The organism is Rhizobium sp. P2_G9 (genome assembly GCF_056403475.1).
Genome location: NZ_JBFUFK010000030.1, coordinates 61540 through 83804, shown reverse-complemented (window position 1 = coordinate 83804; position 22265 = coordinate 61540). Strand labels below are relative to the sequence as shown.

The window sequence follows — 22265 nt, the reverse complement described above, 5'->3', positions numbered from 1 at the left end:
CAGCCGAGCCCCCAAGACGAACATCACCCCAGGCACTATCGAGAGGGTCAAGCCATCCGATATCGAGACCATCCAGGTTTCCTCGGGAATCCGACTGAATGCGCATCATCCGCCTCCCATCCCATAAGGGCAAACAATTGGCGTGGCCGGTCGCTGTCTTGCGCCCGAACCGAAGCCAAAGAATACGGCGATACTGCTGTTTGTATTATGAGTTAATAATATGCTGCATATTGGAAACCGATGCAACGCCGATTTACATGGGCGCGCGATTTGCCAGCCTGCATGAGAGCCCGGAAACGCTCCAGGTTGCAGTCAGGGTTCGTAATTAGACTACGGGTAACTATCGCTACATCGCCGTATGCTCGATGACCCGATCCGGACGTGAGCACATGTTCCGCCGTCTCGTCGATCATCCCGTCATGTCCTCAGCACCCGGTAGATGGCCGGGATGACCAGCACGGTGAGCAGGGTCGAAGAGATCAGACCGAACAGCAGCGAGATCGCCAGCCCCTGGAAGATCGGATCGGTGAGGATCACAGCGGCGCCAATGATTGCCGCCAATGCGGTCAGCAGGATCGGCTTGAAGCGGATCGCACCCGCCTCGATCAGCACGTCGGTGAACGGCCGGCCGGCCCTGTCAGCATGACGAATGAAGTCCACGAGCAGGATCGAATTGCGCACGATGATGCCGGCAAGCGCGATGAAGCCGATCATCGATGTCGCCGAAAACGGCGCGCCGAACAACCAGTGGCCCAGGAGAATGCCGATGAAGGTCAGCGGCACCGGCGTCAGGATGACGAGCGGCAGCTTGAACGAGCCGAACTGGGCGACGACCAGGATATAGATGCCGACGAGCGCGATCATGAAGGCGGCGCCCATGTCTCGGAAAGTCACCCAGGTCACCTCCCATTCACCGTCCCAGAGCAGGGTCGTATGCCGCTGGTCATCCGGCTGTCCGTGCAGCGCGATGACGGGCTTCTGCAGCCCCGTCCAATCCTGCCTGTCGATTGCCTGCTGGACGGCGAGCATGCCGTAGAGCGGCGCTTCATAGCTGCCGGCCAGTTCGGCGGTCACCATTTCGGCCGCATTGCCATTGTGCCGGAAGATCGGAAAAGACGTCTTTTCGTCGCTGACATGCACGACATCGCCGAGTTCGACGACACCGTTTGCACCGGGCAGCACGTTGGCCGGGATCGGCGTCGTCAGAAAGCGTTCGTCCAGCGTCTTCTCGCCCTTCGCCCGTTCGAGGCGGATCGGGATGGGCGGACGGCCCATGCCGCGATGCGAATAACCAATGGTCTTGCCGTTTGAAAGCACCGCGATCGTATCGAAGACGTCGCTTTCCTCGACCTTGAAATAGTCCGCATCGTCGGTGGAGATGGTCAGCCGCTTTCGCGGCGCCTGCGTGCCATAGGAGTTATCGACATCGACGATGAAGGGCACGGAGCGGAAGGCAGCCTCGACCTTGTCGGCGACCTTGCGCCGCGTCTCGGCGTCGGGGCCATAGATTTCGGCAAGCAGCGTCGCCATGACCGGCGGTCCGGGTGGCGGCTCGACCACCTTGAGGCTGGTCCCGGCCGGGATCTTCACGGCCGCCAGCCGCTTGCGGATGTCGAGCGCGATCGCGTGGCTGCTGCGGCTACGCTCGCCCTTGGGCGTCAGATTGATCGCCACGTCGCCCATGTAGGGCGAGGCGCGAAGATAGGAATGGCGCACCAGGCCGTTGAAGTTGAAGGGTGCAGCCGTTCCGGCATGGGTCTGCACCGAGACGACTTCGGGCATGGCGAGCACGATGCGGGCGATCGATTGCGCCACCGCATCGGTCGCCTCGATGGATGCGCCTTCCGGCAAGTCGATCGTCACGGACAGCTCCGACTTGTTGTCGAACGGCAGCAATTTGACCGTGACGTCCTTGGTGTAGAACAGGCTGAGCGAGCCGAGCGTCAGCGCACCGACGACAAGCAGAAAAGTCCAGCTCGCCGCCTTTGACGAGAGGATCGGCCGGGCAACCGCTGAATAGACGCGGCCGAGCATGCCGCCCCCATGGCCGTCGTCATGAGCATGGGCGGGTGCCCTGCCCGCAACCTTCAGCATCAGCCAGGGCGTCACCATCACGGCGACGAAGAACGAGAAGATCATCGCCGCCGAGGCATTGACCGGAATAGGGCTCATATAGGGTCCCATCATGCCGGAGACGAACAGCATCGGCAGCAATGCCGCGACGACGGTCAGCGTCGCCACGATGGTCGGATTGCCGACTTCGGCGACGGCCTCGATAGCGGTGCGCCGGCGTGACTTGCCCTCGCTCATACCCCAGTGGCGGGCAATGTTCTCGATCACCACGATCGCGTCATCGACGAGAATGCCGATCGAGAAGATCAGCGCGAAAAGCGAAACGCGGTTGAGCGTATAGCCCATCAGCCGCGAGGCGAACAGCGTCAGCAGGATCGTCACCGGGATGACGACGGCAACGACGAAGGCCTCGCGCCGGCCGATGGCGATCCAGACGAGCGCGATGATGGAGAGCGTCGCAAGCCCGAGATGGTAGAGCAGCTCGTTGGCTTTCTCATCGGCCGTTTCGCCATAGTTACGCGTCACTTCGACCTGGATATCGGCAGGAATGAGATTGCCTTTCAGCATCTCGACGCGGTGCAGGATCGTCTCGGCAACGGTGACGGCATTGGAGCCGGCCCGTTTGGCGATCGCCAGCGTCACCGAAGGGACGCGCTCCATGGAGGCGCCGCTCTTGCGAACGGTCGCCACCAGCGCATCATTCGTGTCCGTCGCGAAGGACACGTCTGCGACATCGCGGACATAGACCGGACGGCCGTCGCGCGACGTCAGCAACAGATTGCCGATGGCGTCGGGCGATGAAAGGGTCTCGCCCGCCATGACGTCGATCTGGTTGCCTTGGTCGCGCACCGTACCGGCCGGGACCGCGCTGTTGGCGCCCTGGACCTTGGCGGCCAATTGCTGCAGCGTGATGCCATAGAGCGCCAGTTTTTCCGGCTGCGGCGAAATCCGGATGATCTCATCGGTTTCGCCGACGAGATAGGTCAGGCCGACATCGTCGACTTTGGCCATTTCCGTGCGCAGTTCACGGACGACGCGCGTCAGGTCGTTGGCGGTGATGCGGCTCGCGGCGGTCGGCTTAGGCGACAATGTCAGCGAGACGATCGCGACATCGTCGATCCCCCTGCCGACGATCATCGGCTCGGCTATGCCGACCGGAATGCGGTCCATATTGGCGAGCACCTTGTCACGCACCCTGAGAATGGCCGCATCCGCCGACGTGCCCACCATGAACCGGGCCGTGACCATGACGCGGTTGTCCGCCGACTGCGAATAGACATGCTCGACGCCGCCAATGCTCTTGACGATGGTTTCGAGCGGCTCGGTGACAAGCTTCACCGCATCGTCCGCCCTCAACCCTGGAGCCTGCACGATGATGTCGACCATCGGCACGGAAATCTGCGGCTCTTCCTCGCGCGGCAGCGTCAACAGCGCCACGAGGCCAAAGGCGAAGGCCGCCAGGAGGAAGAGCGGCGTCAGCGGCGATTTGATGAAAATGCGCGTCAGGTTGCCGGCTATGCCCAGATTGGTCAGCCCTACATCTTCATCGACAGACGGCACTGGCGGATTTGGTGACCTGTCGGGATTTTGCATCGTCTCGTCGTCAACGGTCACGGCACCACCACGATATCGCCGGGTTCGAGGCCGGTGAGGATTTCAATGCCGGGCCTGCCGTCGATCTCGATGGCGTCGCCTGCGACGACGGCGCGCTCCACCGGCTTTCCGTTCTCGACCACCGTAACGAAATCGATCCCGGACCGCGTCGCCACCGCCGAACGCGGAACGACCAGCGCCCGGCGCGAGCCGACGGGAAGCTCGACGAGCACGCGGGCATCGACAAAACTCGTGTCGAGATTGCCGACCTCGACATCGGCGATCACCCGGCCGTTCTCGATCCGGGGATAGATTTTTGCCAGCGTGCCGGCGAGCGATTTGCCACCGGCGCTGATCCGGATTGCCGCGCCTTGCCTGAGCGAAGCGGCATGCCGTTCGGGGATGGCCAGCCTCAAAAAGAAACCGCCGCCGCCGATATCGGCGATCGCTTCTCCAGGCAGCACGACCGCATCCTTGGTGACCGGGACCTTGAGGACACGCCCGCCGCTCGGGGCAAGCACGCTGCCCTCCGCCTCCTGCTGCACAAGCACGGAGCGCTGCGCCTGGGTCGCGGCGATCTGGTTGCGCACGATATCGGCCTCGGTTCGCAACTGGTCGAGCCGCGCGACGGTGGTCGCACCGCTCTTGATCAGCGTCTGGGCGCGGTCGAGTTCAGTCTCGGCATTCTTCAACGAAGCTTGTAGGCCAAGCAATTGGGCATCGATCGCCTTGATCTGGAAGTCGATCTTGTCGTCCTTGACCACGGCGACGACGGCTCCCGACTTGACCATATCGCCCTCCGTGACGCGGAGTTCGATGATTGTGCCGCCGATGCGGGCGCGGGCCAGCACGCTGTCGCGCGCTTCGACCTGACCGTAGACGGCCTTCCATTCGGGGATGGTCGTCGACGTCAAGGTCAGGTTCGCAGCATGGGCGGAGATCGGCATGCCTGTCAGAACCAGCATGCCCCAGACGGAAAGGCGCATCATCGCGTCACCTCGATTAAGGCATGTCTCGCGAAAAAGACATGCGCAGACAAAGAGCTCTGAAGCGTATCGCGTGAACCCTTATTCACCCGACACGCTTCAGAATGCTGTGCCCGATCGTAGGCCGATTTTCCGCAACAGCATTGCGGCAGGACAAAAGCCTGTGAACGCGGACTGGATAAGATTTGCGCCGACGAATACCGTCAGCCAGACAAAGCCTGGATGCACGAAGTGGGTCAGCAGCACGGATACCAGCACCATGGCGCCGGCGAAGGCGAGGACTGCGCGATCGATTGTCATAGGACGCTCCTTAATACATAATTTCGTACCTACGATAATATGAATATTTTGGATGTGGATTGTCAAGGTCTGGCACACTGGTTCCCGATTTTTTGTTATGTCGAAGCCTGCGACCCGATCGCGAGGCGCTGCCAGCCTAAGATATACAATCTTCTGTGCGGCAGAAATTGTTGTAGAGCGTGTTCACCACCGCACGTGCCGGCTCGCTCTCGATCCGGTACCAGATCGTCTGGCCGTCACGGCGAGCAGCAATGATCTTGTCACGCCGCAACAACGCCAGATGCTGCGACACAGTCGAATCGCGGATGCCGAGGAAGTCCGCCAATTGGCCGACGGAATGTTCTCCATCGGCAAGGCGGCAGAGGATAAGCAGCCGATAGCGGTTGGAAAGCGACTTCAACAATTCGCTCGCCATTTCGGCGCCGGCTTTCATGGCTTCAGAATCAATCTTCATAGATACGAATATACATAAGGATCTTGACGTTTCAAGGTGACGAGCCCTCGCGATCGTATCTCAACATTGAAGATCGAATAGAGGAAAGCCCGGCAGCGCTGGACTGCCGGGCGGCATGTGTCGAGCATGTGCCGGTCGCCGGCGGCCCCCGGCGGCAAACACCCATTCGGCTACTTCGTGCAGTTGGCCTTGATGTCCTTTGCCTTTATCCCGCTGGACTTGGCGCAGTCGTTTCTCTTTGCAACCTTGCCGACATGGCTCTTATTGCTGCTGGTGCCGCCACTGTCGGCGGCAAAGGCGATGCTGGCGCCGGCGATGGACGCGATGGCGAAGGCGGATGCGAGTGTGGTTCTGAGGATTTTGGACATGCGGTATTCCTCTCTGTTGCTCTCCGCCGAAAGAAACGAAATCGGTGCGGAAATGTTGCCTGGTGCGTCAAAATGGCCAGGGCCGGCGCTCAACACAGGCAGACGCGCGAATGTGCGATATCGGACCAATATTAAGTATTGCTAATATAAAAGGATTCCACCAAGGCAGTAGGATGGCGTAATCTGATCCGGCTCAATGCCGCGTTCTTTTTGGAGAAGTGCATGAAACTGGTGCGTCGTCCATCTGATGGCTCCGATCATTTGGAAGATTTACGAACGCAATTGTACGCCGTGATATCGGAACTGATCGCACAGGCGAACGAGGCGGGTTTTTCGACGCGCGAAACTGTCGATGTCCTGGCCAAGCTGATCCGCCAGCAACAACAGTCCTTGACGGAAGATTCCGATCCCGCCGACGCCCCCGAATAGGGACGAGTTCACGGGGCTGTCGGGCATGTTTTTCCCATGGCGATCGAGGCTTTATCCGATCATCGACTTTGGCCGGCGAAACGGCCGGGAATTTTTGCCTATTGCGGCAAGCCGGCTGGGTGCGGCATCGTGTCTCCGGGCAATCTCTCTGGTTTCACTCCCCCAGTCTGGCCGCACCTCATCCGCGGCCTGTTTCGGCCGCTTCGTGCGGCCTTCTTTTTTCTTGGGGCCGGACAGGTTGGCCAAGCCCATGTTACAGCAGCCGTCGCGTCAAACAGCCGACACGCAGCGATTGAGATGATTTATTTCACCAGTGACACGCATTTCGGCGACGCCCGCGTGCTGCGCATCGATCGCAGGCCGTTCGCCAGCATGGTCGAGCACGATGCTGCGCTGATCGACAACTGGAACAGGATCGTCAAGCCGCATGACGAGGTCTGGCATCTCGGCGATTTTTCAGCCAAGCGACCTGGTCTGGCGGAAGGGTTGCTTGCGCAACTCAACGGGACGAAACATCTGATCATCGGCAACAACGATCCCGTTGCGACGACCGCGGCCGCCGGTTGGGCGAGCGTGCAGCACTATGTCGAACTGACGGTCGACGGACAGTTGCTCATTCTCTGCCATTATCCCTTCCGGACCTGGAACCAGATGGGCAAGCGCTCGATCAACCTGCACGGCCATTCGCATGGCCGGCTGAAACCGATGCCGAGGCAGTTCGACGTCGGCATCGATCCCCAGGGCCTGCAACCGCGGACGCTCTCGGAGATCTTGACGCCGCACCGCGGCAGGTAAATCGGATTGCTCGGCCCGAAGGCGGCGAACAAGCTCACCGGGCCGTTTTGTTGCTCTCCTGTCACGCAAGCATAGCTCAGCCGGACGCCATTACAATTTCGCACAATATTGCCTTGATATTGACGCGGTCACCCCGTTAAGGCGCACAAAAAATTCTGGAGTGACCCGTGCCGTTCCTGACCTTCAAATTCTTCTTCGCCGTGCTGCCGCTGCTGATCCTGGGCTATATCCTCGGGACGCTGTTGATCGCCACCGTCCAGGGTTGGCACGTCAACCCGCTCATCCTGGTGCTGAACGCCGTCGGCATTCTCATCGGCATCTGGAATTTCCGGGAAAAGTATTTCTTCAGCTAAAGCGTTGACGAAGCTTCGGCTTCCGGCTTGCCTCCATGGAATTTGGCGAGCCGAGACGACCTGCGCCGCCCTCTCGCGATGTCGTCCGCGACCGACACCATATCTCTGGCTGTTGTTCCGCTCTTCGTCACGCAGCACGACAGGCCGGATCGGAAAAAAGAGCGACGCATCCGTTCTCAATTGAACAACAACGGCTATCATCGCCCGCAGCAAGGGTGCTAACGGTTCCAAGCGACGCTCGCCAAACGGCTGCCTTACCGATCCTGATGATGCTTCCTTCACGAGATATCCGAATGACCGACATTCCAGACAGCAACTGGGCAAAGAGCTTTCGCTACGGCTTCCGCGCCGGCCTCTTCCCGGCATCAATCGACGAACTGGCGGAAACGGTTGCCGTTGCGGATCGCATCAAAGTGCTGGGATCGCGGCATTCCTTCAATGCCATCGCGGACGGCGATGTGGCCGTCATCCTCAGCCGGATTCCGCTGGCACCAGCGATCGAGGATGATGGTCGGAAGGTTTCCATCGCCGGTCACGCCACCTATGGCGATCTTGCCGCCTTTCTCTCGGTCCACGGTCTCGCCGTTCATAATCTTGCTTCGCTGCCGCATATTTCCATCGCCGGTGCGATCGCGACGGCCACCCATGGATCAGGCGAACGCAACGGCAATCTGGCGACGGCAGTCAGCAGCATCGAGATCATGGCCGCCGATGGGAACATCGTCAAATTCAGCCGCGGCGAGCCTGATTTCGATGGTGCCGTGGTGCATCTCGGTGCCCTGGGCGTGGTCACCCGGGTGACGCTTGACGTTCAGCCCGCCTTCGAAATCCAGCAGAACGTCTATGAAGGGCTGAGCTGGGAGAGTCTGTATCAGAACCTCGACGACATCATGCGCGCCGGATACAGCGTCAGCATCTTCACCCTCTGGGGCGATCCGGCCGGGCAGGTCTGGGTGAAGCGGGCCGCCTCTTCGGATGATGTGCCGGCAGTGCTGCATGGCGCCACGCTTGCCGTCGTCAAAAGGCATCCGATCCCGGACATGGATCCGACGCACGCGACCGACCAGATGGGCGCTTCCGGTGCGTGGTCGGACAGGCTGCCGCATTTCAAGATGGGTTTCACGCCGAGCAATGGCGATGAGATCCAATCCGAGTTTCATGTTCCGCGCAGACATGCTGCCGCTGCGATCAAGGCGGTTGCCTCCATCCGCGGCAGTTTCCGCTCGCTGGTGCAGACCACCGAATTCAGGGCCGTCGCGGCCGACACGCTTTGGCTCAGCCCGCAATATAAGAGCGACACGCTCTCGATGCATTTCACCTGGTTCAAGCACGCGGAAGCCGTGGACGCCGCAGTGAGGCGCATCGAAGAGGCTCTTTCGCCATTCGATGCACGACCGCACTGGGGCAAGGTCTTCTCCCGCGGCCATGTCGGCCCGCGTTACGCCATGTTGCCAGCCTTCAAAGTAATCCGCGACCGGATGGACCCTAAGCGCAAATTCTCCAATGAATGGCTGGAAGACGTCGTCTTCGGGGAAACGACGGCGCCCCTGGCCTCCTGATCGACGCCTTCAGAATCTACCGGCTGTCGCCGCTGATCGACGGAAGATGCGATTCTACCTCTTTGCGCTTCTTGGACGGAAGCGAGGCGATATTGGCGTTCCAATAGGTCTCCGCCTCTTCCGGCTCGTCCTGCCAGAGGCGGGTGGACATGGCGTTGTCGTCGGCCGCAGATTTCCGCTTACCGCCAAGCCGAAGATACTTCCTGGCAAGATTCGCCGTTTCGGTGCGTTGCATGACAATCTCCCAATCGCTCCTGGCTTTCTCGAGTAACCAACAGGCGGCGGGTTTGAAAGTTCCGGGCCTTCCCGCTTGAGACGAGAATTCGCCGGACGGACACCAGAACGAGAGTAAAAAACCCAGCGTCACCGCCGGGTTTTTCGTCAGATATCTCTCGCTATCAGCAGCGATGGCGGCGCCACCGCGGGCCGCACCATGCCCAGCCACGACGCGGTGCAATAACAACCGGGCCGAATGCCACCGGCGGATACCAATAGCCGCCATAGAAGCGCCAACCGGGACGACGTGCGCGATAGCCACGATAGCCACGATAGTAACCGTAGCGAATCACCACGCGTGCCTGCTGCACGTCGGTCGACTGCTTGACCACCGGGTTGGTCACGGGCATGGCTTCGGCCGGCGCAAGGGCTGCAACACCCATCAAACCGCCCAAGGCGAGAGCTATAATTGAGTTTTTCTTCATAGACTTGACCTCTGTTTTCCCCCTTGCCGAATGCTACATTAACTCAAAAGATGGCAAAATGTTCACTGGGAGAAAAAAATTTGTCGGGCCGGTGTTAAATCGATTCAGTGCGGGCGAACGAGCCTTTCGCTCGCCCGCAACCATAAATTTAGTAGGCCCGTTCGACATGCCGATAATGGCGATGCTTGATCACACGGCGGTGATCGTTGTCGACGGCCGAACCAATCGTATAACCGGCCGCTCCGCCGATCACGGCACCCACAGGGCCGCCGACAATAGCGCCGGCAACTGCACCACCGGCAAGTCCAGTCACCTTGGCGCTGGCCGCCTCGGCAACAGGCGCCGTCGCAACGAGCGCCACCACGGTGGCGGCAACGAACATCTTCTTCATTTCGAGCTCCTTTCCTGAGATAGCACTAATGCTCGGCAAACGCGTGATTCAGGCGTTTGTTCCGTCGATCAATGCCTGCGGAAAGGACCTAATGTGCGACCGGCGTCAGCCAACCGGCAAAGCTGCCATCCTCGTGAAAGCCGAGATATCTGTCCGGGGAGGCGCGATAAAGGCGATAGCATTGGTCATCGACGCAAGCCTGATTCGCATGCGCGGTCGCCGGGCTTTCGAAATCGCCATCGGCAGCGGCGATCTCAACCTTGCTGTCACCGAAGCGCAGCACCTGGACATTGATATCCGGCGTCGTCATGACGAATTGAGTGCCATCAATCTCTTTCTGGTCGGCTGGCGCGAAAGCCTTGTCGGCCTGGACATCCTTTTCCGTCAGCTTGCCCGCAGCGACCGCCGGCGGGGTCTGCTCGCCACAGCGTGTGGTCTTCGGCGCTTGCAGGAAATTGCCGATACAGCCGGCATAACGATCGGCGAATGGCGGCAGCCAGCCGGCACCATGACCGGCAAGGCCCTCCGGACGGTCGATCAGCAGGAGCGGCGTGGCGTTGCGCGCCAGAAAGGCATCGGTGACGTCGCCGCGCTGGCCGGGATCGAAATCGTCACCGTTGAAGAAGACTGCAACGGTCGGCGTCCTGACCGACTTGATATGGCGGACATATTCGGTGAGGTTCTGCAGATAGTAAGGATTGTCCGAGCCCTTCCAGACTTTCGATCCATAGGCCGCGGGTGCCACCAGCATCAGCCCGTCGAGCTTGGCGGCGGCATCCTTGACTTCGGCGACATTGATCGACACCCAGCCACCCCAGGACTGTCCGGCAAGCACGATGCGTTTATAGCCTTTGGCCTTGAGCGCCTCGACGCGCGCCTTCACATAGGCCACGGCGCGCGGCACCGACGTCGCTATCTCCTTCTCGGAATTGGGATATTTCGCGTTCACCACATCCCAGCCGAACGTGCCGTTCAGTGCTGCGAGATAGGGATAGGTCGGCTTGAAATCATCCGGCGCCCGCTCTGTCGGGTCAAGCCCGTCGATGAAATAAATGACGCCGAATGCCTCTTGCGGGCCGCGATTGTGAATGCCGAGCGCCATAAATTCGGTGAGCGTCACCGGCTTCAGCATGGTCACGGCTGCTGCGCCGACCTGGCCGTTCGCCGACGCCGGAGAATGAAGAAACTGAGATGCCAGCAATCCAATGAGAGCCGCGCCGAATCGACCGAAGCGCATTCATCCCCCGCCACTGCAGTTCAGAATTCACCGATGGCCGTCCCGCTCCGCGGCTCAGCCATCGATGCATCAAGGCGTTTATCCGCCCTGTCGTCCGGCCCCGCGCCGGTACATGCAGCTTTGCTTAAGGACTGTTTGTGGCCTCAATGCGTCGCGGTCAGAGATACGGTCGTCCGCCGACCTAGACACCACGGATGATCGGCATGCCGTCGATCATCCGCACCCGCACCAGATCGGCCCGCAAGCCATCCGCAAGCCGGCCGCGGTCGCTCATGCCCAGCGCATCGGCCGGCTTCGCCGTCACCATGGCCACGGTCTCGTTGAGCGGCAGGCCCTTGTCCGCAAGGATAAACGGCGCGTGCAGCAGGCTGGACGGCACGTAATCCGAGGTCAAGACGTCGAGCAGCCCTGCTTCGGCCAGCGTCGTGGCGCTGACATTGCCGGAATGCGAGCGGCCGAGCACAACATTCGGGGCGCCCATGACGATCTTCATGCCGAGATCATGCGCGTGCTGCGCCGCCTCGATCGTGGTCGGGAATTCGCTGATCGTGATGCCATGGGCGAAGGAATCATCGACATCGGCGATCGTCGTGTCGTCATGGCTGGCGATCGGGATGTTGCGGGTCGTGCCTGCCTCATGCACCATCCGGCGATATTGCGGCACGAACTCTTCCTGCTTGCGCCGGCGCTCGACCATGTAGTCCTCGAACTCTGCGTCGGTCCAGGCCGTGCCGTTCTTAGTGCGGCGGTATTCGCGGAAAAGATCGAGGTTCCACCACTGCCGCTGACCGGGCGTATGGTCCATGACGCTGAGCAGTTTCAACAGCGGATTGTCGAGATGATCTGTGACGATCGCCGCCAGCGCCGGATCGGACAGTTCGCAGCGGAAATGGAAATAATGATTGGCGCGCATCAGCCCTTCGTCGACCGCCCGGCTGATCGCCTCGATCGCATCCTTGAGCAGCCGGCTGCGGCGGCCGGTGCCGTCATATTCGCCGAGCGACAGCGAATCGAACACCGTGGTGATGCCCGACGCCAGCACCTGCGCGTCATGCGAAAGCACCGCCATCAGCGATGCTTCCCACTGCACGCCCGGGCGCGGGAAGAAGTAATGCTCGACATTGTCGGTATGCAGGTCGATCAGCCCCGGCAGCAGATAATCCCCGCCGCAATCGACCACGACGTTGGAACCCGCATCCGGCGCGGCGCCAATGCCGGAGATCAGGCCGTCGCGGACCGAAAGGGTGCCTTCCTCGACACGGTCCTCTAGCACCAGCTTTGCATTGGCCAGGGAAACGGCGCGGGGAAAAAGCCTGTTTTCCTGCGGCGCGATATCGGTCACCACATTCATGATTTTATCCTATCGGGAGTCGTCCGGACAATCGTGTGCATTCCGGATAGAACTTGATCTTTGCACATTTATGACAGTCGGCAGACCTTTGTAGCCACCCAAGGAAGGGCACGACCAATCATCCGGCGGTGGAAGCACCATAATCTGCATCGCTGACCGGCTCCATCCAGTCGGCGGCGCGCCCATCGACGGTCTCCTGGATAGCGATATGGGTCATTGCTGTGGTCGGGCCAGCCCCATGCCAATGCTTTTCGCCCGGTGCAAACCAGATCGTATCGCCGGCGCGGATCACCTCAACCGGCCCGCCCCAGACCTGCGCCAGGCCTGAGCCGGCGGTGACGAACAGTGTCTGACCGAGCGGATGCGTGTGCCATGTCGTCCGGGCGCCGGGTTCGAACGTGACGCTGACGACCTGCACCCGGGCCGGAGCCGGTGCCTGCATGATCGGATCCTGGCGCACCGATCCGGTAAAATAGTCCGGTGACGGCGTGACCGACGGCCGCGAGCCGCAACGTTTGATCTCCATGGCGATCCTCCTGCTTGGAACCGAAAAACTTTTAATGTGCGGCGATCAATCGCGCCAGCCGTTGGCCGGTTTCGCTTCCGACAATGCCGAGATCGCGTACGCTGCTCTGATGATTCTCGCCGGGGACTTGAAATTCGGTCACCGAGAGGCCCTGAGCTCGAAGCGTTGATGCAAAGCGATCGGCCTGTTCGAGGAAGGGCGGCGTTTCGTCCTCGCCGACGACTACATCGACGGCAACGGCCGGATCGAACCGATGCGTCAGCGGCGAAAAATTCGCGACTTCCTCCTCCGTGATGCCGTTCTCGGCCTGCAGGAAGGAGGATTGCAACGGTTTGAGATTGTAAAGCCCGCCAAGAAGCAGCGCCGCCCGGACTTGCGATGGCGTCTCCGCCGCGTCGAACAGGAAAGTCGAGAGATGCGCCCCTGCCGAATGGCCGCTCACCGTCAGCCGCGACGGGTCGCCGCCGTGCTCGGCAATATGGTCGAGCACCCAGCGCTTGGCGCGCCGCACCTGGTCGACGATATGGCCCATCCGCACCGTCGGCATCAGTGCATAATCGATGATGACGGCGATTGCGCCAGCGGCAGTGATCGTGTCGGCGACATAGGAGTGATCGCGCTTGGAAAATGCCCGCCAGTAACCGCCATGGATGAACAAATGCACCGGCAGCCCCTGCCCCCGGTCCGCCGGAAAGAACAGATCGACGGTTTCCGTCGGGTCCGTACCATAGGCGATATTCACGGCCATCGGCAGGCGCAGCCGCGCCGCCTCACTGCGCTCAAGCATATCGCGCAGAATGTCCTCGAAGTCCGCGACATGCGCGCGAATCCGGAATGGATCGCTCTCCAAGACTTCCCTCCCCTGTTACAGCTCTGCGGCAACCCAGGCCAAGCGGTCCGAGACAACAGAGATGATAGCCTTCGAATTCGTGGAAGCAAGAAGAGGCAGTCGGAATACCAAAAGGCCGCCCGGTTTCCCGGACGGCCAATTCTCAGATCCGCGTTTCCGATTAACGGAAGAGCGACAGGATGTTTTCGGAGTTCGAGTTGGCGATCGACAGCGCCTGGATGCCGAGCTGCTGCTGGGTCTGCAGGGCCTTGAGCTTGGTCGATTCCTCATTCATGTCGGCATCGACGAGGCGGCCAACGCCCTTGTCGATCGTGTCCATGAGGTTTTTGACGAAGTCGTTCTGCATGGTGATGCGGGAGTTGGCCGCACCGAGATTGGCGGCGGTGTCCGTCATCGTGCTGAGCATGGAGTCGACCGCGGAGATCATGCMGTCGATGTCCTGGTTGGTGGTCGACGCATCCAGCTTGATTTCGGTGCCGCTCGGGCCTGTCGCGGCACTGACGTTGAGCAGGTAGTATGTATTGGTCACGTTGCCGGTGCTGGTGACAACCGTCGTGGAATGGTCGGCGGTCAGCAGGCCGAGCGAGGAGTCGCTGCTGTCGATCAGCGTCGACGTGGCAGTGTCGAACTTGAGCACGCCGACCGAGACGGCACCCGTGTCGGAGCGGTTGAACGAGCCGACCATTTCAACGGTGGTGTTGGCGGTCGTGTCGGCGTTGTACAGCCAGTTCTGGCCGGAGAACGAGGCAGATTCGGAAATCGAGCTCAGCTGGCTCTTCAGTTCGGTCAGTTCGGCATTGACCTTGGCCTTGTCCACGCCCGGTTCGCGGGCGGCGACGAGCTTGGTCTTGATGGTGGTCATGACGTCGATGGCCGAGTTCAGGCCGGTATAGGCGGTGTCCGTCTTGGCGGCGCCGAGACCGAGAGCGTCCTGGACAGTGCTCATCGCCGACTTGTCGGACTTCATGGTCGTGGCGATCGACCAGTAGGCAGCATTGTCGGCCGCCGATTCGACGCGATAACCGGACGAGATGTGGTTCTGCGTCGTGGCCATCTGCTCGTCCATGGAACGCAGCGTCTTCAGGGCGGCGATGGCGGAGACGTTGGTGATGATGCTAGACATGGGAAGTCCCTTTTTACGAGTTACCAGGTTGGGACACGCCGGGTTCGAAAATCTTACCGGTCACAGCGTAGTGGCGTCATGCCCGTCGGTTTGCTTCTCGCTTGAAACCTTAACGTCGTGTGAGGAGAAGTATTTACCCTATCCCTTGCTAAAGAATTAAGGTTAAGCCGCCAGCAAAAGTAACCGCTTGTTATGGTTAATTATCGGTTATTATGGCATGCCTTCATATTTATCTGCCTAAATATTCCGTAAATTTTCTATTTAACTTAGATTTATGCAATTAATTATTATAAATATTTATGTTTAACATGGTTAATCTCCATTCACCATTGAATTGCTTTTCGTTCATCGGGATCAGGTCGCGTCACAATTCAAGGAATACGCTGTCGATTTCTGCACAATACAATCGATAAGGCATGACGAGGCAAGACAGGCAATGACGAAGATCTATCACGCGCAATGTCCGTGCGCTGTGCTCCGCATCGAAGCCTGCGGTGATCCCGTGCCTAATCATATCTGCACTTGCAACCGCTGCCGGTGCGCATCCGGAAGCGGGGCTTGCGGAAGAGACCGAACGCATCTCCAGAAACGAAGTATGTCGTCCGAAAGCGGTTCCTGTTTCGGGATAAGGTCATGCGAAAAACGAAGGGATCAAGCGCGTCACTTGAACCGAAAAAGTTGCCACGGGCTTTGGCTTCGGAGCTCGTTTCAAAAGTCCTGCAAGTGCGACGAGTTGAAGCATTGACTGGAGTGTAGAAACCCTACAGTGAGCCGGTGTTGCGCAGCACTGCGACCAACAAGGAACCCAACATCATGCCAAGCGACAGTTACAGTCGATTGACTTCGCCGCTTCCTCCTTTCGTGTAGGGCTGCCCCAGGGTTGCTCATCCCGGATGGCTGGCGGCGGCCAATCCAGGTGAACACGATGGAAAACACCACCGAACTTGCAGAGCCCTTTGACGTTCAGGCGACTGCCGAGCGTATTCCGAACGAGCACGTCGCCGACAGCGTCGAGATCCTCAACGAATTGGACCAGGATGAGGCCGTGGCGGTCCTGGCCTTGCTGCCGCTTGACCGGGCCGTCGACATTTTCGACCAACCCGGACTGAATGAGCCGCACGAGCTTCTGCAACTGCTTCCGCATGCCCAGGCGGTGGCACTTCTGGAGCATATGTCGGCCGACCAGAGGTCCGATATATTCCGGCGCATAGACGAGCCGGCGCGCGAGAGCCTGCTCACGGGCCTGAGCATCGACAGCCAGGCGTCTGTTCGCCAGTTGCTGGCCTATCCCCGTCGCACCGCCGGCAGCATCATGACCACGGAATTCGTCAGCGTGCCGTCGAACTGGACGGTGGCGCAAACCTTGCACCACATTCGCGTCGTGGAGCGCACCCGGGAAACCGTCTATTCCATCTACGTGCTTGACCCAAAGACAAAAGCCCTGCTCAAGGCGGTGACCTTGCGCCAGCTCGTCGTCAGCGATCCTGCCGCAATGATCCTGTCGGTTGCTCCGCCACGAAAGCCGTTGCTGGTTCACCCTCTCACGGACAGAGAGGAAGTGGCGCGGCTCATCTCCAAATATGACCTTCTGGCCGTGCCGGTGGTCGATGACAGGCACCATGTGCTCGGGATCGTCACTGTCGACGACATTATCGACGCCATCGTGGCCGAAGGCACGGAGGATGCCCAGAAGTTCGGCGGTATGGAAGCCCTTGACCAGCCTTATATGGACATCGGCCTTGTTCAAATGTTGCGCAAGCGGGCCGGCTGGCTTGCAGTTCTGTTTCTCGGAGAAATGCTGACGGCCAACGCCATGCAGTTTTTCGAGGGAGAGCTGGAAAAAGCGATCATACTGACGTTGTTTATCCCGCTGATCATGAGTTCGGGGGGCAATTCGGGTTCTCAAGCCACCTCGCTCATCATCCGCGCCTTGGCCCTGAGGGAAATTCAGCTGGGAGACTGGTGGAGAATTGCGCTCAGGGAATTACCCACAGGGATCGCCTTGGGAGCCGTACTCGGTGTGCTGGCGATCATTCGGATCACCGCGTGGCAGATGTTCGGCCTGTATGATTACGGCCCACATTGGGTTCTCTTGGCCGTCACCATCGGGGCTGCGCTGATTGGCATTGTGACATTCGGATCGCTGTCCGGCTCGATGCTGCCTTTTATCCTCAAGCGGCTCGGCTTCGACCCGGCCAGCGCATCCGCCCCTTTCGTCGCGACGCTGGTGGATGTGACGGGTCTGGTGATCTATTTCTCCGTGGCCTTGCTGTTTTTGCGGGGCACGCTTTTGTGATGAGCAACCCAAGTCGCCTCAACCTGTGATCTCAGATCGACAGGTTGAGCGACTTTTCCCGGTCGATATAGGCGCGCTGCTGATCGGTGATATAGTCCCGCACGATCGGCGCCGCGTCGCGCTTGCGCGACAGCTGCATGTGGAAAACGAGCTGGCTGCCGGTGCGGAACATCATCTCGGCACTGATCAGGTAGAATTCCCACATCCGCGCAAAACGTTCGTCATACATCTCGACCACCTTGGCGCGGTTGGCCTCGAAGCGGCTGTGCCAGTGGGCGAGCGTGGTGGCATAGTGGACGCGCAGAAATTCCAGGTCCGTGACCCAGAGCTGGTTCTGCTCGACGACATTGAACACTTCCGACAGAGCCGGCGAATAGGCGCCCGGGAAAATATATTTCCGCAGCCATGCGCTCGCCATGCCGGGCGGGCTCATATGGCCGATCGAATGCAGCACCGCAATGCCGTCATCATGCATCAGCGCATTGAGCTTCTTGAAGAACTCGTCGTAGTGATGCACCCCGACATGCTCGAACATGCCGACCGAGACGATCCGATCGAACTTTTCCGAGACATCGCGATAATCGCGCAGTTCGAAGCGGACCCGGTCGGCCAAGCCAGCCTTCTTCGCCCGCTCCGTCGCCAGCGCCTGCTGCTCTTTGGAGAGCGTCACGCCAAGCACCTGCACACCCTCTTCGAGCGAAGCGAGGTAGAGCGCCAGATCGCCCCAGCCGCAGCCGATATCGAGCACCTTCATGCCCGGCTTGAGCTGCAGCTTGCTGGCCAGCAGACGCAGCTTGTTGCGCTGCGCATCCTCCAACGTCTCATCCGGCGCGCGGAAATAGGCGCAGGAATAGAGCATGTTCTTGTCGAGGAAGAGCTTGTAGAAATCGTTGCCGAGATCGTAGTGATGCGCAACATTCTGCTGCGCCTGGCCCCTGCGGTTGGACTGCTGCTGTTTGCGGAAGCGCATGCGGATGGCACGCAGGACTTTCTGGATCGGATAGGAGCCGAGCGACAGCCGGTTGACCGAGAAAAGCGTCAGGAAATCCCGGAGCGTCGAGCCTTCCTCGAAGCGCATCGTGCCGTTCATATAGGCTTCGCCGGCTGCGAGTTCGGAATTGAACACCAGCGAGCGATAGAGCTTCCTGTCGGTCAGGTGCATCGTCACCTTCGGACCATCCGGTGTACCGGCAAACACATGCCGCTTGCCGTCGGCATCGATCACCGTCAATTGGCCTTTCTTGATGAAGGCTTTCATCATATGGGAGAGGAGATACATGTCCGGCCCTTCATTCATGAATATGAGCATGAGCTTTAGGGGCGCATAAAGACGATGACAACATCATTTTGCCGCATCGCAGCCATCACAGTTGCGTGACGGAACCGCCGCCGGACCGAAGTCGTTCAAGCGCCGGGGATGAACTGAGATAAGGGACTATGATGCCACAATCGCCATTCGGACTGTTCGCTGACATGACCCGCCTTGCCTTCGAAGCGAACTTCGTCATCGGGCTCAGGATGATGAAACTCGCRACCGGCGGCCCGGCCGCGACCATCGAGGCGCAGCGCATGGTGGTCGAAAAGATCACCACCGCCCATGCGCTGGCCTTCGAAAATGTGCTGGCGCTCGCCACCGGCAAGTCTCTGCATTCAGTCGGCAAACATTCGGTGGCGAAATAYCGCAGGGCCGTGAAGGCCAATCACCGGCGGCTCAGCCGCTGAAGCCGATGAAATAGCCTGTTGCAATCCGTCCTGCGGCACGCCAAGACACCGGCATGACGACAAAAGACATTGCAATCATCGGCGGCGGGCCGACAGGGCTGATGGCGGCGGAGGTGCTCTCCGCGTCCGGCCATCGCGTCACGGTCTACGAAGCCATGCCGACCGTCGGGCGCAAATTCCTGCTCGCCGGCAAATCCGGCCTCAACCTCACCCATTCCGAGGATTTTTCCCGTTTCACCGCCCGCTTCGGCGCGGCATCCAAACGGCTGCGTCCGGCCCTCGACGCCTTTACGCCGGATGACCTCAGGACCTGGGCCGACGAACTTGGTGCAAAAACCTTCGTCGGCACATCCGGCCGCGTTTTCCCCGAAGTGATGAAGGCGTCGCCGCTGCTGCGCGCCTGGCTGGGGCGACTGGAAGCACAGGGCGTGACAATCTTCAGGCGCTATCGCTGGATCGGCTTCGACGGCAATGCCCATGTCTTCGAGACGCCGGAAGGCCGCAAGACCGTCGAGCCCGACGCTACCGTTCTCGCCCTCGGCGGCGCAAGCTGGCCGCGGCTGGGTTCGGACGCTGCCTGGTTGCCATGGCTGCGGGACAAGGGCGTCGACATCCGTGATTTTCAGCCTGCCAATTGCGGCTTCGACATCGCCTGGAGCGATCTTTTCCGCGAGCGCTTTGCCGGCACTCCGGTCAAATCCGTGGCCGCGACCTCCCCCACGGGCACCATACCAGGCGAGTTCGTCATTTCGAAACACGGCATCGAAGGCAGCCTCGTTTATGCCCATTCGGCAAGCTTGCGCGACCGGCTGGCGAGCGAAGGCCGAGCCGAATTGCTCCTTGATCTCGCGCCGGGCCGCAGCGAAGAACGCCTTAAGCGCGATCTCGCCAAACAGCCGACCAAAGAGAGCCTTTCCAACCGCCTGCGCAAGGGGGCCGGACTGGATGGAGTGAAAGCAGCGCTCGTCCGCGAGGCCGGCTCCCTCGGCGATCCCGGTCGGTTGTCCGATCCCGCCTGGCTCGCTCATCGGATCAAGGCCCTGCCCATTCCCCTCCTCCGCATACGCCCGATCGCGGAAGCCATTTCCTCGGCCGGCGGAATTGCCTGGAACGCCATCGATGCCAACTCTATGCTGACTGCCCTGCCCGGCACCTTCGTTGCCGGAGAAATGCTCGATTGGGAGGCCCCGACCGGTGGTTATCTGCTGACCGCCTGCCTCGCCACCGGCCGGGCCGCAGCGCATGGCCTCCAGGCTTGGTTCGGCCGAAAGATTTAAGCTTGAAATAATCTGCCGTTGGATTAGCCTGTGCTCAAATGATCAAAAGCGCTGGGAGAGCCACATGACACATCCGTTGAAAGGTCCCAACAAGCTCAAGCTCGGCGTCTTCTCCACCAATGCCGATGGCGGGCTGGCGATCACCGATGTACCCGAACGCTGGAAAGCCACCTGGGACGACAATGTCACCGCAGCCCAGATCGCCGATCGCGCCGGGCTGGAATTCTTCCTGCCCATTGCCCGCTGGGCTGGCTTCGGCGGTAAGAACCATGTGCGCGAATGGTCGTTCGAAACCTTTACCTGGGCCTCGGCTTTGGCCGCCGTCACCGAGCGCATCGGCATTTTCATGACCGTGCATGTGCCGCTCGTCCATCCGCTCTATGCGGCGAAATCGCTAGCCACCGTCGACCATGTCAGCCATGGCCGCGCTGGCCTCAACATCGTCTGCGGCTGGAACCCGAAGGAATTCGGCATGTTCGGCACGCCGCTGGTCGAGAAAGGCTATGAGCAGGCAGCGGAATGGATCCGCGTCATCGAGCAAGCCTATCATGCCGACGAGCCCTTCGATTTCAACGGCGTTTATTACACGCTGAAAAACGCCATCAGCCGGCCGTCAAGCGTCCAGGTGCCGCGCCCGGTGACCATGAATGCCGCCTTCGGTAGCCCCGGCCGCGATTTCGCCGCCGCCCATTGCGACTATCTGTTCACCACCTTCACCGAGATCGAAGGCTCGGAAAAGCATGTCGAAGACATCTCCGCCCGCGCCGACAAGGTTGGCCGCCCGGTGGGCGTCTATACGGTGAGCCACGTCATCTGCCGCCCGACCCAGGCCGAGGCCGAGGATTATTACGAGCGTTATGCCGTGACGCTGGCCGACACCGCTGCAGTCGATATCCACGTGGCCGGCAAGAAGGAATTTTCCCAGTCGCACGATCCGGTCTCCTACGACCGCTATCGCAAGCGCTTCGCCGGCGGCGCCGGCAGCTATCCGCTGGTCGGCACGCCGGAGAAGATTGTTGAAGAGATGCGGGCAATCTCGGATAAAGGCTATTCCGGCATCGCGCTATCCTTCGTCAATTACACCCACGAACTCCCTTATTTCTGCGACAGCGTGCTGCCATTGATGCGCAAAGCCGGCTTGCGCCACTGAACGTGCAATAGAACGAACGAAAGGATGAGCGGCTGGTGAAAGAGGCAGGACTGACAAAAGTCTCGTCACGCGTGACGGTGCAGGACAGCGTCTACGAGCAGCTTCGCCACGCGCTGATGTGGGGCATGTTCGAGCCGCAGCAGGTCGTCACCATCGCCTCGCTGGCCGCCGAATTCGGCACCAGCCACATGCCGGTGCGCGAGGCACTGCGCCGTCTCGCCGCCGAAAACGGCCTGGAAATCGCCCGCAACGGCTCCGCCCGCGTGCCGCCCGTCTCGCGTGCCCGGCTCGACGATCTCTGCATCGCCCGTGTCTCGCTCGAAGGCCTGGCAACGGAACTTGCCACGCCGCGCCTGAAGCCGGCCGACATCAGCCGTTGCCTCGCAATCGCCGGGGAACATGAGGCGCTGGGTAAGACCGGCAAGGTCTACGACATGCTGCGCAAGAACCAGGAATTCCATTTCTCGATCTACGACATGTCCGGGTCGGAGGTCCTGCCGCAACTCATCGAGACGCTCTGGCTGCGCTTCGGCCCCTATATGCGCATGCTGTCGAATCTCGTGGCGCAGCAATGGGACGCCGGCGAAATCCATCCCTATTCGGGCTACCATTACGATATGATCGATGCTTTTCGCGCCGGCGATGCGAAGCAGGCGGGCGCACTGATGGTCAAGGATATCCAGGCAACACAGAAGCTGCTGCAGGCGATGTGCTGAAAAAACGGACGGCGA

At 60.4% G+C, this 22265-nt stretch carries 23 protein-coding genes; 9 read left to right on the top strand and 14 right to left on the bottom strand.

All coding sequences use genetic code 11. From position 1 onward, the window contains the following. Positions 1-417: 417 nt before the first annotated feature. The 5 genes from AC1DYF_RS23685 to AC1DYF_RS23665 all read right to left on the bottom strand — a co-directional run bounded on the left by AC1DYF_RS23685 (position 418) and on the right by AC1DYF_RS23665 (position 5774). The gene (locus tag AC1DYF_RS23685; protein WP_477879242.1) at positions 418-3666 is read right to left on the bottom strand and encodes an efflux RND transporter permease subunit; all 3249 of its coding nucleotides are present in this window, start codon (positions 3664-3666) and stop codon (positions 418-420) included. Between the two features lie 17 nt (positions 3667-3683). After that, on the bottom strand, positions 3684-4655 hold the full coding sequence (locus AC1DYF_RS23680; RefSeq protein WP_477879223.1) for an efflux RND transporter periplasmic adaptor subunit: 972 nt from the start codon (positions 4653-4655) through the stop codon (positions 3684-3686). Between the two features lie 96 nt (positions 4656-4751). Beyond that, a complete protein-coding gene (locus AC1DYF_RS23675) occupies positions 4752-4952 on the bottom strand; it encodes a YgaP family membrane protein (RefSeq protein WP_477879222.1) in 201 nt (66 codons plus the stop codon). A gap of 136 nt (positions 4953-5088) precedes the next feature. Next, the gene (locus tag AC1DYF_RS23670; RefSeq protein ID WP_477879221.1) at positions 5089-5406 is read right to left on the bottom strand and encodes an ArsR/SmtB family transcription factor; all 318 of its coding nucleotides are present in this window, start codon (positions 5404-5406) and stop codon (positions 5089-5091) included. Positions 5407-5576: 170 nt separating this feature from the next. Beyond that, positions 5577-5774 carry a hypothetical protein gene (locus AC1DYF_RS23665; protein ID WP_477879220.1) on the bottom strand — a complete coding sequence of 66 codons (198 nt, stop codon included), beginning with the start codon at positions 5772-5774 and terminating at the stop codon, positions 5577-5579. A 222-nt stretch (positions 5775-5996) separates the two neighbouring features. On the opposite strand from AC1DYF_RS23665, the gene AC1DYF_RS23660 reads away from it, so the two are divergent. The 4 genes from AC1DYF_RS23660 to AC1DYF_RS23645 all read left to right on the top strand — a co-directional run bounded on the left by AC1DYF_RS23660 (position 5997) and on the right by AC1DYF_RS23645 (position 8910). Next, on the top strand, positions 5997-6203 hold the full coding sequence (locus AC1DYF_RS23660) for a hypothetical protein (protein ID WP_477879219.1): 207 nt from the start codon (positions 5997-5999) through the stop codon (positions 6201-6203). A 297-nt stretch (positions 6204-6500) separates the two neighbouring features. Next, a complete protein-coding gene (locus tag AC1DYF_RS23655) occupies positions 6501-6998 on the top strand; it encodes a metallophosphoesterase family protein (protein ID WP_477879218.1) in 498 nt (165 codons plus the stop codon). 167 nt (positions 6999-7165) lie between these two features. Beyond that, positions 7166-7351, top strand: coding sequence for a hypothetical protein (locus AC1DYF_RS23650; protein ID WP_477879217.1), 186 nt, complete (start codon positions 7166-7168; stop codon positions 7349-7351). Between the two features lie 293 nt (positions 7352-7644). Beyond that, positions 7645-8910, top strand: coding sequence for a D-arabinono-1,4-lactone oxidase (locus tag AC1DYF_RS23645; protein ID WP_477879216.1), 1266 nt, complete (start codon positions 7645-7647; stop codon positions 8908-8910). 16 nt (positions 8911-8926) lie between these two features. On the opposite strand, the gene AC1DYF_RS23640 is transcribed toward AC1DYF_RS23645, so the two are convergent. The 8 genes from AC1DYF_RS23640 to AC1DYF_RS23605 form a co-directional block, all read right to left on the bottom strand. Continuing rightward, positions 8927-9145, bottom strand: coding sequence for a hypothetical protein (locus AC1DYF_RS23640; RefSeq protein WP_477879215.1), 219 nt, complete (start codon positions 9143-9145; stop codon positions 8927-8929). Between the two features lie 163 nt (positions 9146-9308). After that, the gene (locus AC1DYF_RS23635) at positions 9309-9569 is read right to left on the bottom strand and encodes a hypothetical protein (protein ID WP_477879214.1); all 261 of its coding nucleotides are present in this window, start codon (positions 9567-9569) and stop codon (positions 9309-9311) included. Positions 9570-9759: 190 nt separating this feature from the next. After that, the gene (locus AC1DYF_RS23630; protein WP_477879213.1) at positions 9760-10002 is read right to left on the bottom strand and encodes a hypothetical protein; all 243 of its coding nucleotides are present in this window, start codon (positions 10000-10002) and stop codon (positions 9760-9762) included. A gap of 88 nt (positions 10003-10090) precedes the next feature. Next, positions 10091-11239 carry a hypothetical protein gene (locus tag AC1DYF_RS23625; protein WP_477879212.1) on the bottom strand — a complete coding sequence of 383 codons (1149 nt, stop codon included), beginning with the start codon at positions 11237-11239 and terminating at the stop codon, positions 10091-10093. 181 nt (positions 11240-11420) lie between these two features. Beyond that, positions 11421-12590, bottom strand: coding sequence for an alpha-D-ribose 1-methylphosphonate 5-triphosphate diphosphatase (locus AC1DYF_RS23620; RefSeq protein ID WP_477879211.1), 1170 nt, complete (start codon positions 12588-12590; stop codon positions 11421-11423). A gap of 118 nt (positions 12591-12708) precedes the next feature. Beyond that, entirely contained in the window at positions 12709-13116 is a 408-nt protein-coding gene (locus AC1DYF_RS23615) for a (R)-mandelonitrile lyase (RefSeq protein ID WP_477879210.1), read from the bottom strand. 31 nt (positions 13117-13147) lie between these two features. After that, positions 13148-13966, bottom strand: coding sequence for an alpha/beta hydrolase (locus AC1DYF_RS23610; RefSeq protein WP_477879209.1), 819 nt, complete (start codon positions 13964-13966; stop codon positions 13148-13150). A 160-nt stretch (positions 13967-14126) separates the two neighbouring features. Next, complete coding sequence (locus AC1DYF_RS23605) at positions 14127-15089, bottom strand: flagellin N-terminal helical domain-containing protein (RefSeq protein ID WP_477879208.1); 963 nt, start codon at positions 15087-15089, stop codon at positions 14127-14129. Positions 15090-16014: 925 nt separating this feature from the next. On the opposite strand from AC1DYF_RS23605, the gene mgtE reads away from it, so the two are divergent. After that, positions 16015-17385: a magnesium transporter gene (gene mgtE, locus AC1DYF_RS23600; RefSeq protein WP_477879207.1), complete on the top strand. Its 1371-nt coding sequence runs from the start codon at positions 16015-16017 to the stop codon at positions 17383-17385. Positions 17386-17416: 31 nt separating this feature from the next. Here mgtE and AC1DYF_RS23595 read toward each other — a convergent pair whose 3' ends face one another. Further along, positions 17417-18664 (bottom strand): class I SAM-dependent methyltransferase, encoded by a 1248-nt coding sequence (locus tag AC1DYF_RS23595; protein ID WP_477879206.1) that lies wholly within the window; start codon positions 18662-18664, stop codon positions 17417-17419. A 161-nt stretch (positions 18665-18825) separates the two neighbouring features. Between AC1DYF_RS23595 and AC1DYF_RS23590 the strand changes: the two genes are divergently transcribed. The 4 genes from AC1DYF_RS23590 (at position 18826) to AC1DYF_RS23575 (ending at position 22250) form a co-directional block, all read left to right on the top strand. Continuing rightward, positions 18826-19107 carry a hypothetical protein gene (locus AC1DYF_RS23590; protein WP_477879205.1) on the top strand — a complete coding sequence of 94 codons (282 nt, stop codon included), beginning with the start codon at positions 18826-18828 and terminating at the stop codon, positions 19105-19107. 53 nt (positions 19108-19160) lie between these two features. Then, positions 19161-20384: a TIGR03862 family flavoprotein gene (locus AC1DYF_RS23585; RefSeq protein ID WP_477879204.1), complete on the top strand. Its 1224-nt coding sequence runs from the start codon at positions 19161-19163 to the stop codon at positions 20382-20384. 64 nt (positions 20385-20448) lie between these two features. Beyond that, positions 20449-21534 carry an LLM class flavin-dependent oxidoreductase gene (locus AC1DYF_RS23580; protein ID WP_477879203.1) on the top strand — a complete coding sequence of 362 codons (1086 nt, stop codon included), beginning with the start codon at positions 20449-20451 and terminating at the stop codon, positions 21532-21534. A 35-nt stretch (positions 21535-21569) separates the two neighbouring features. Beyond that, on the top strand, positions 21570-22250 hold the full coding sequence (locus AC1DYF_RS23575; protein WP_477879202.1) for a GntR family transcriptional regulator: 681 nt from the start codon (positions 21570-21572) through the stop codon (positions 22248-22250). The last annotated feature ends 15 nt before the right edge of the window (positions 22251-22265 follow it).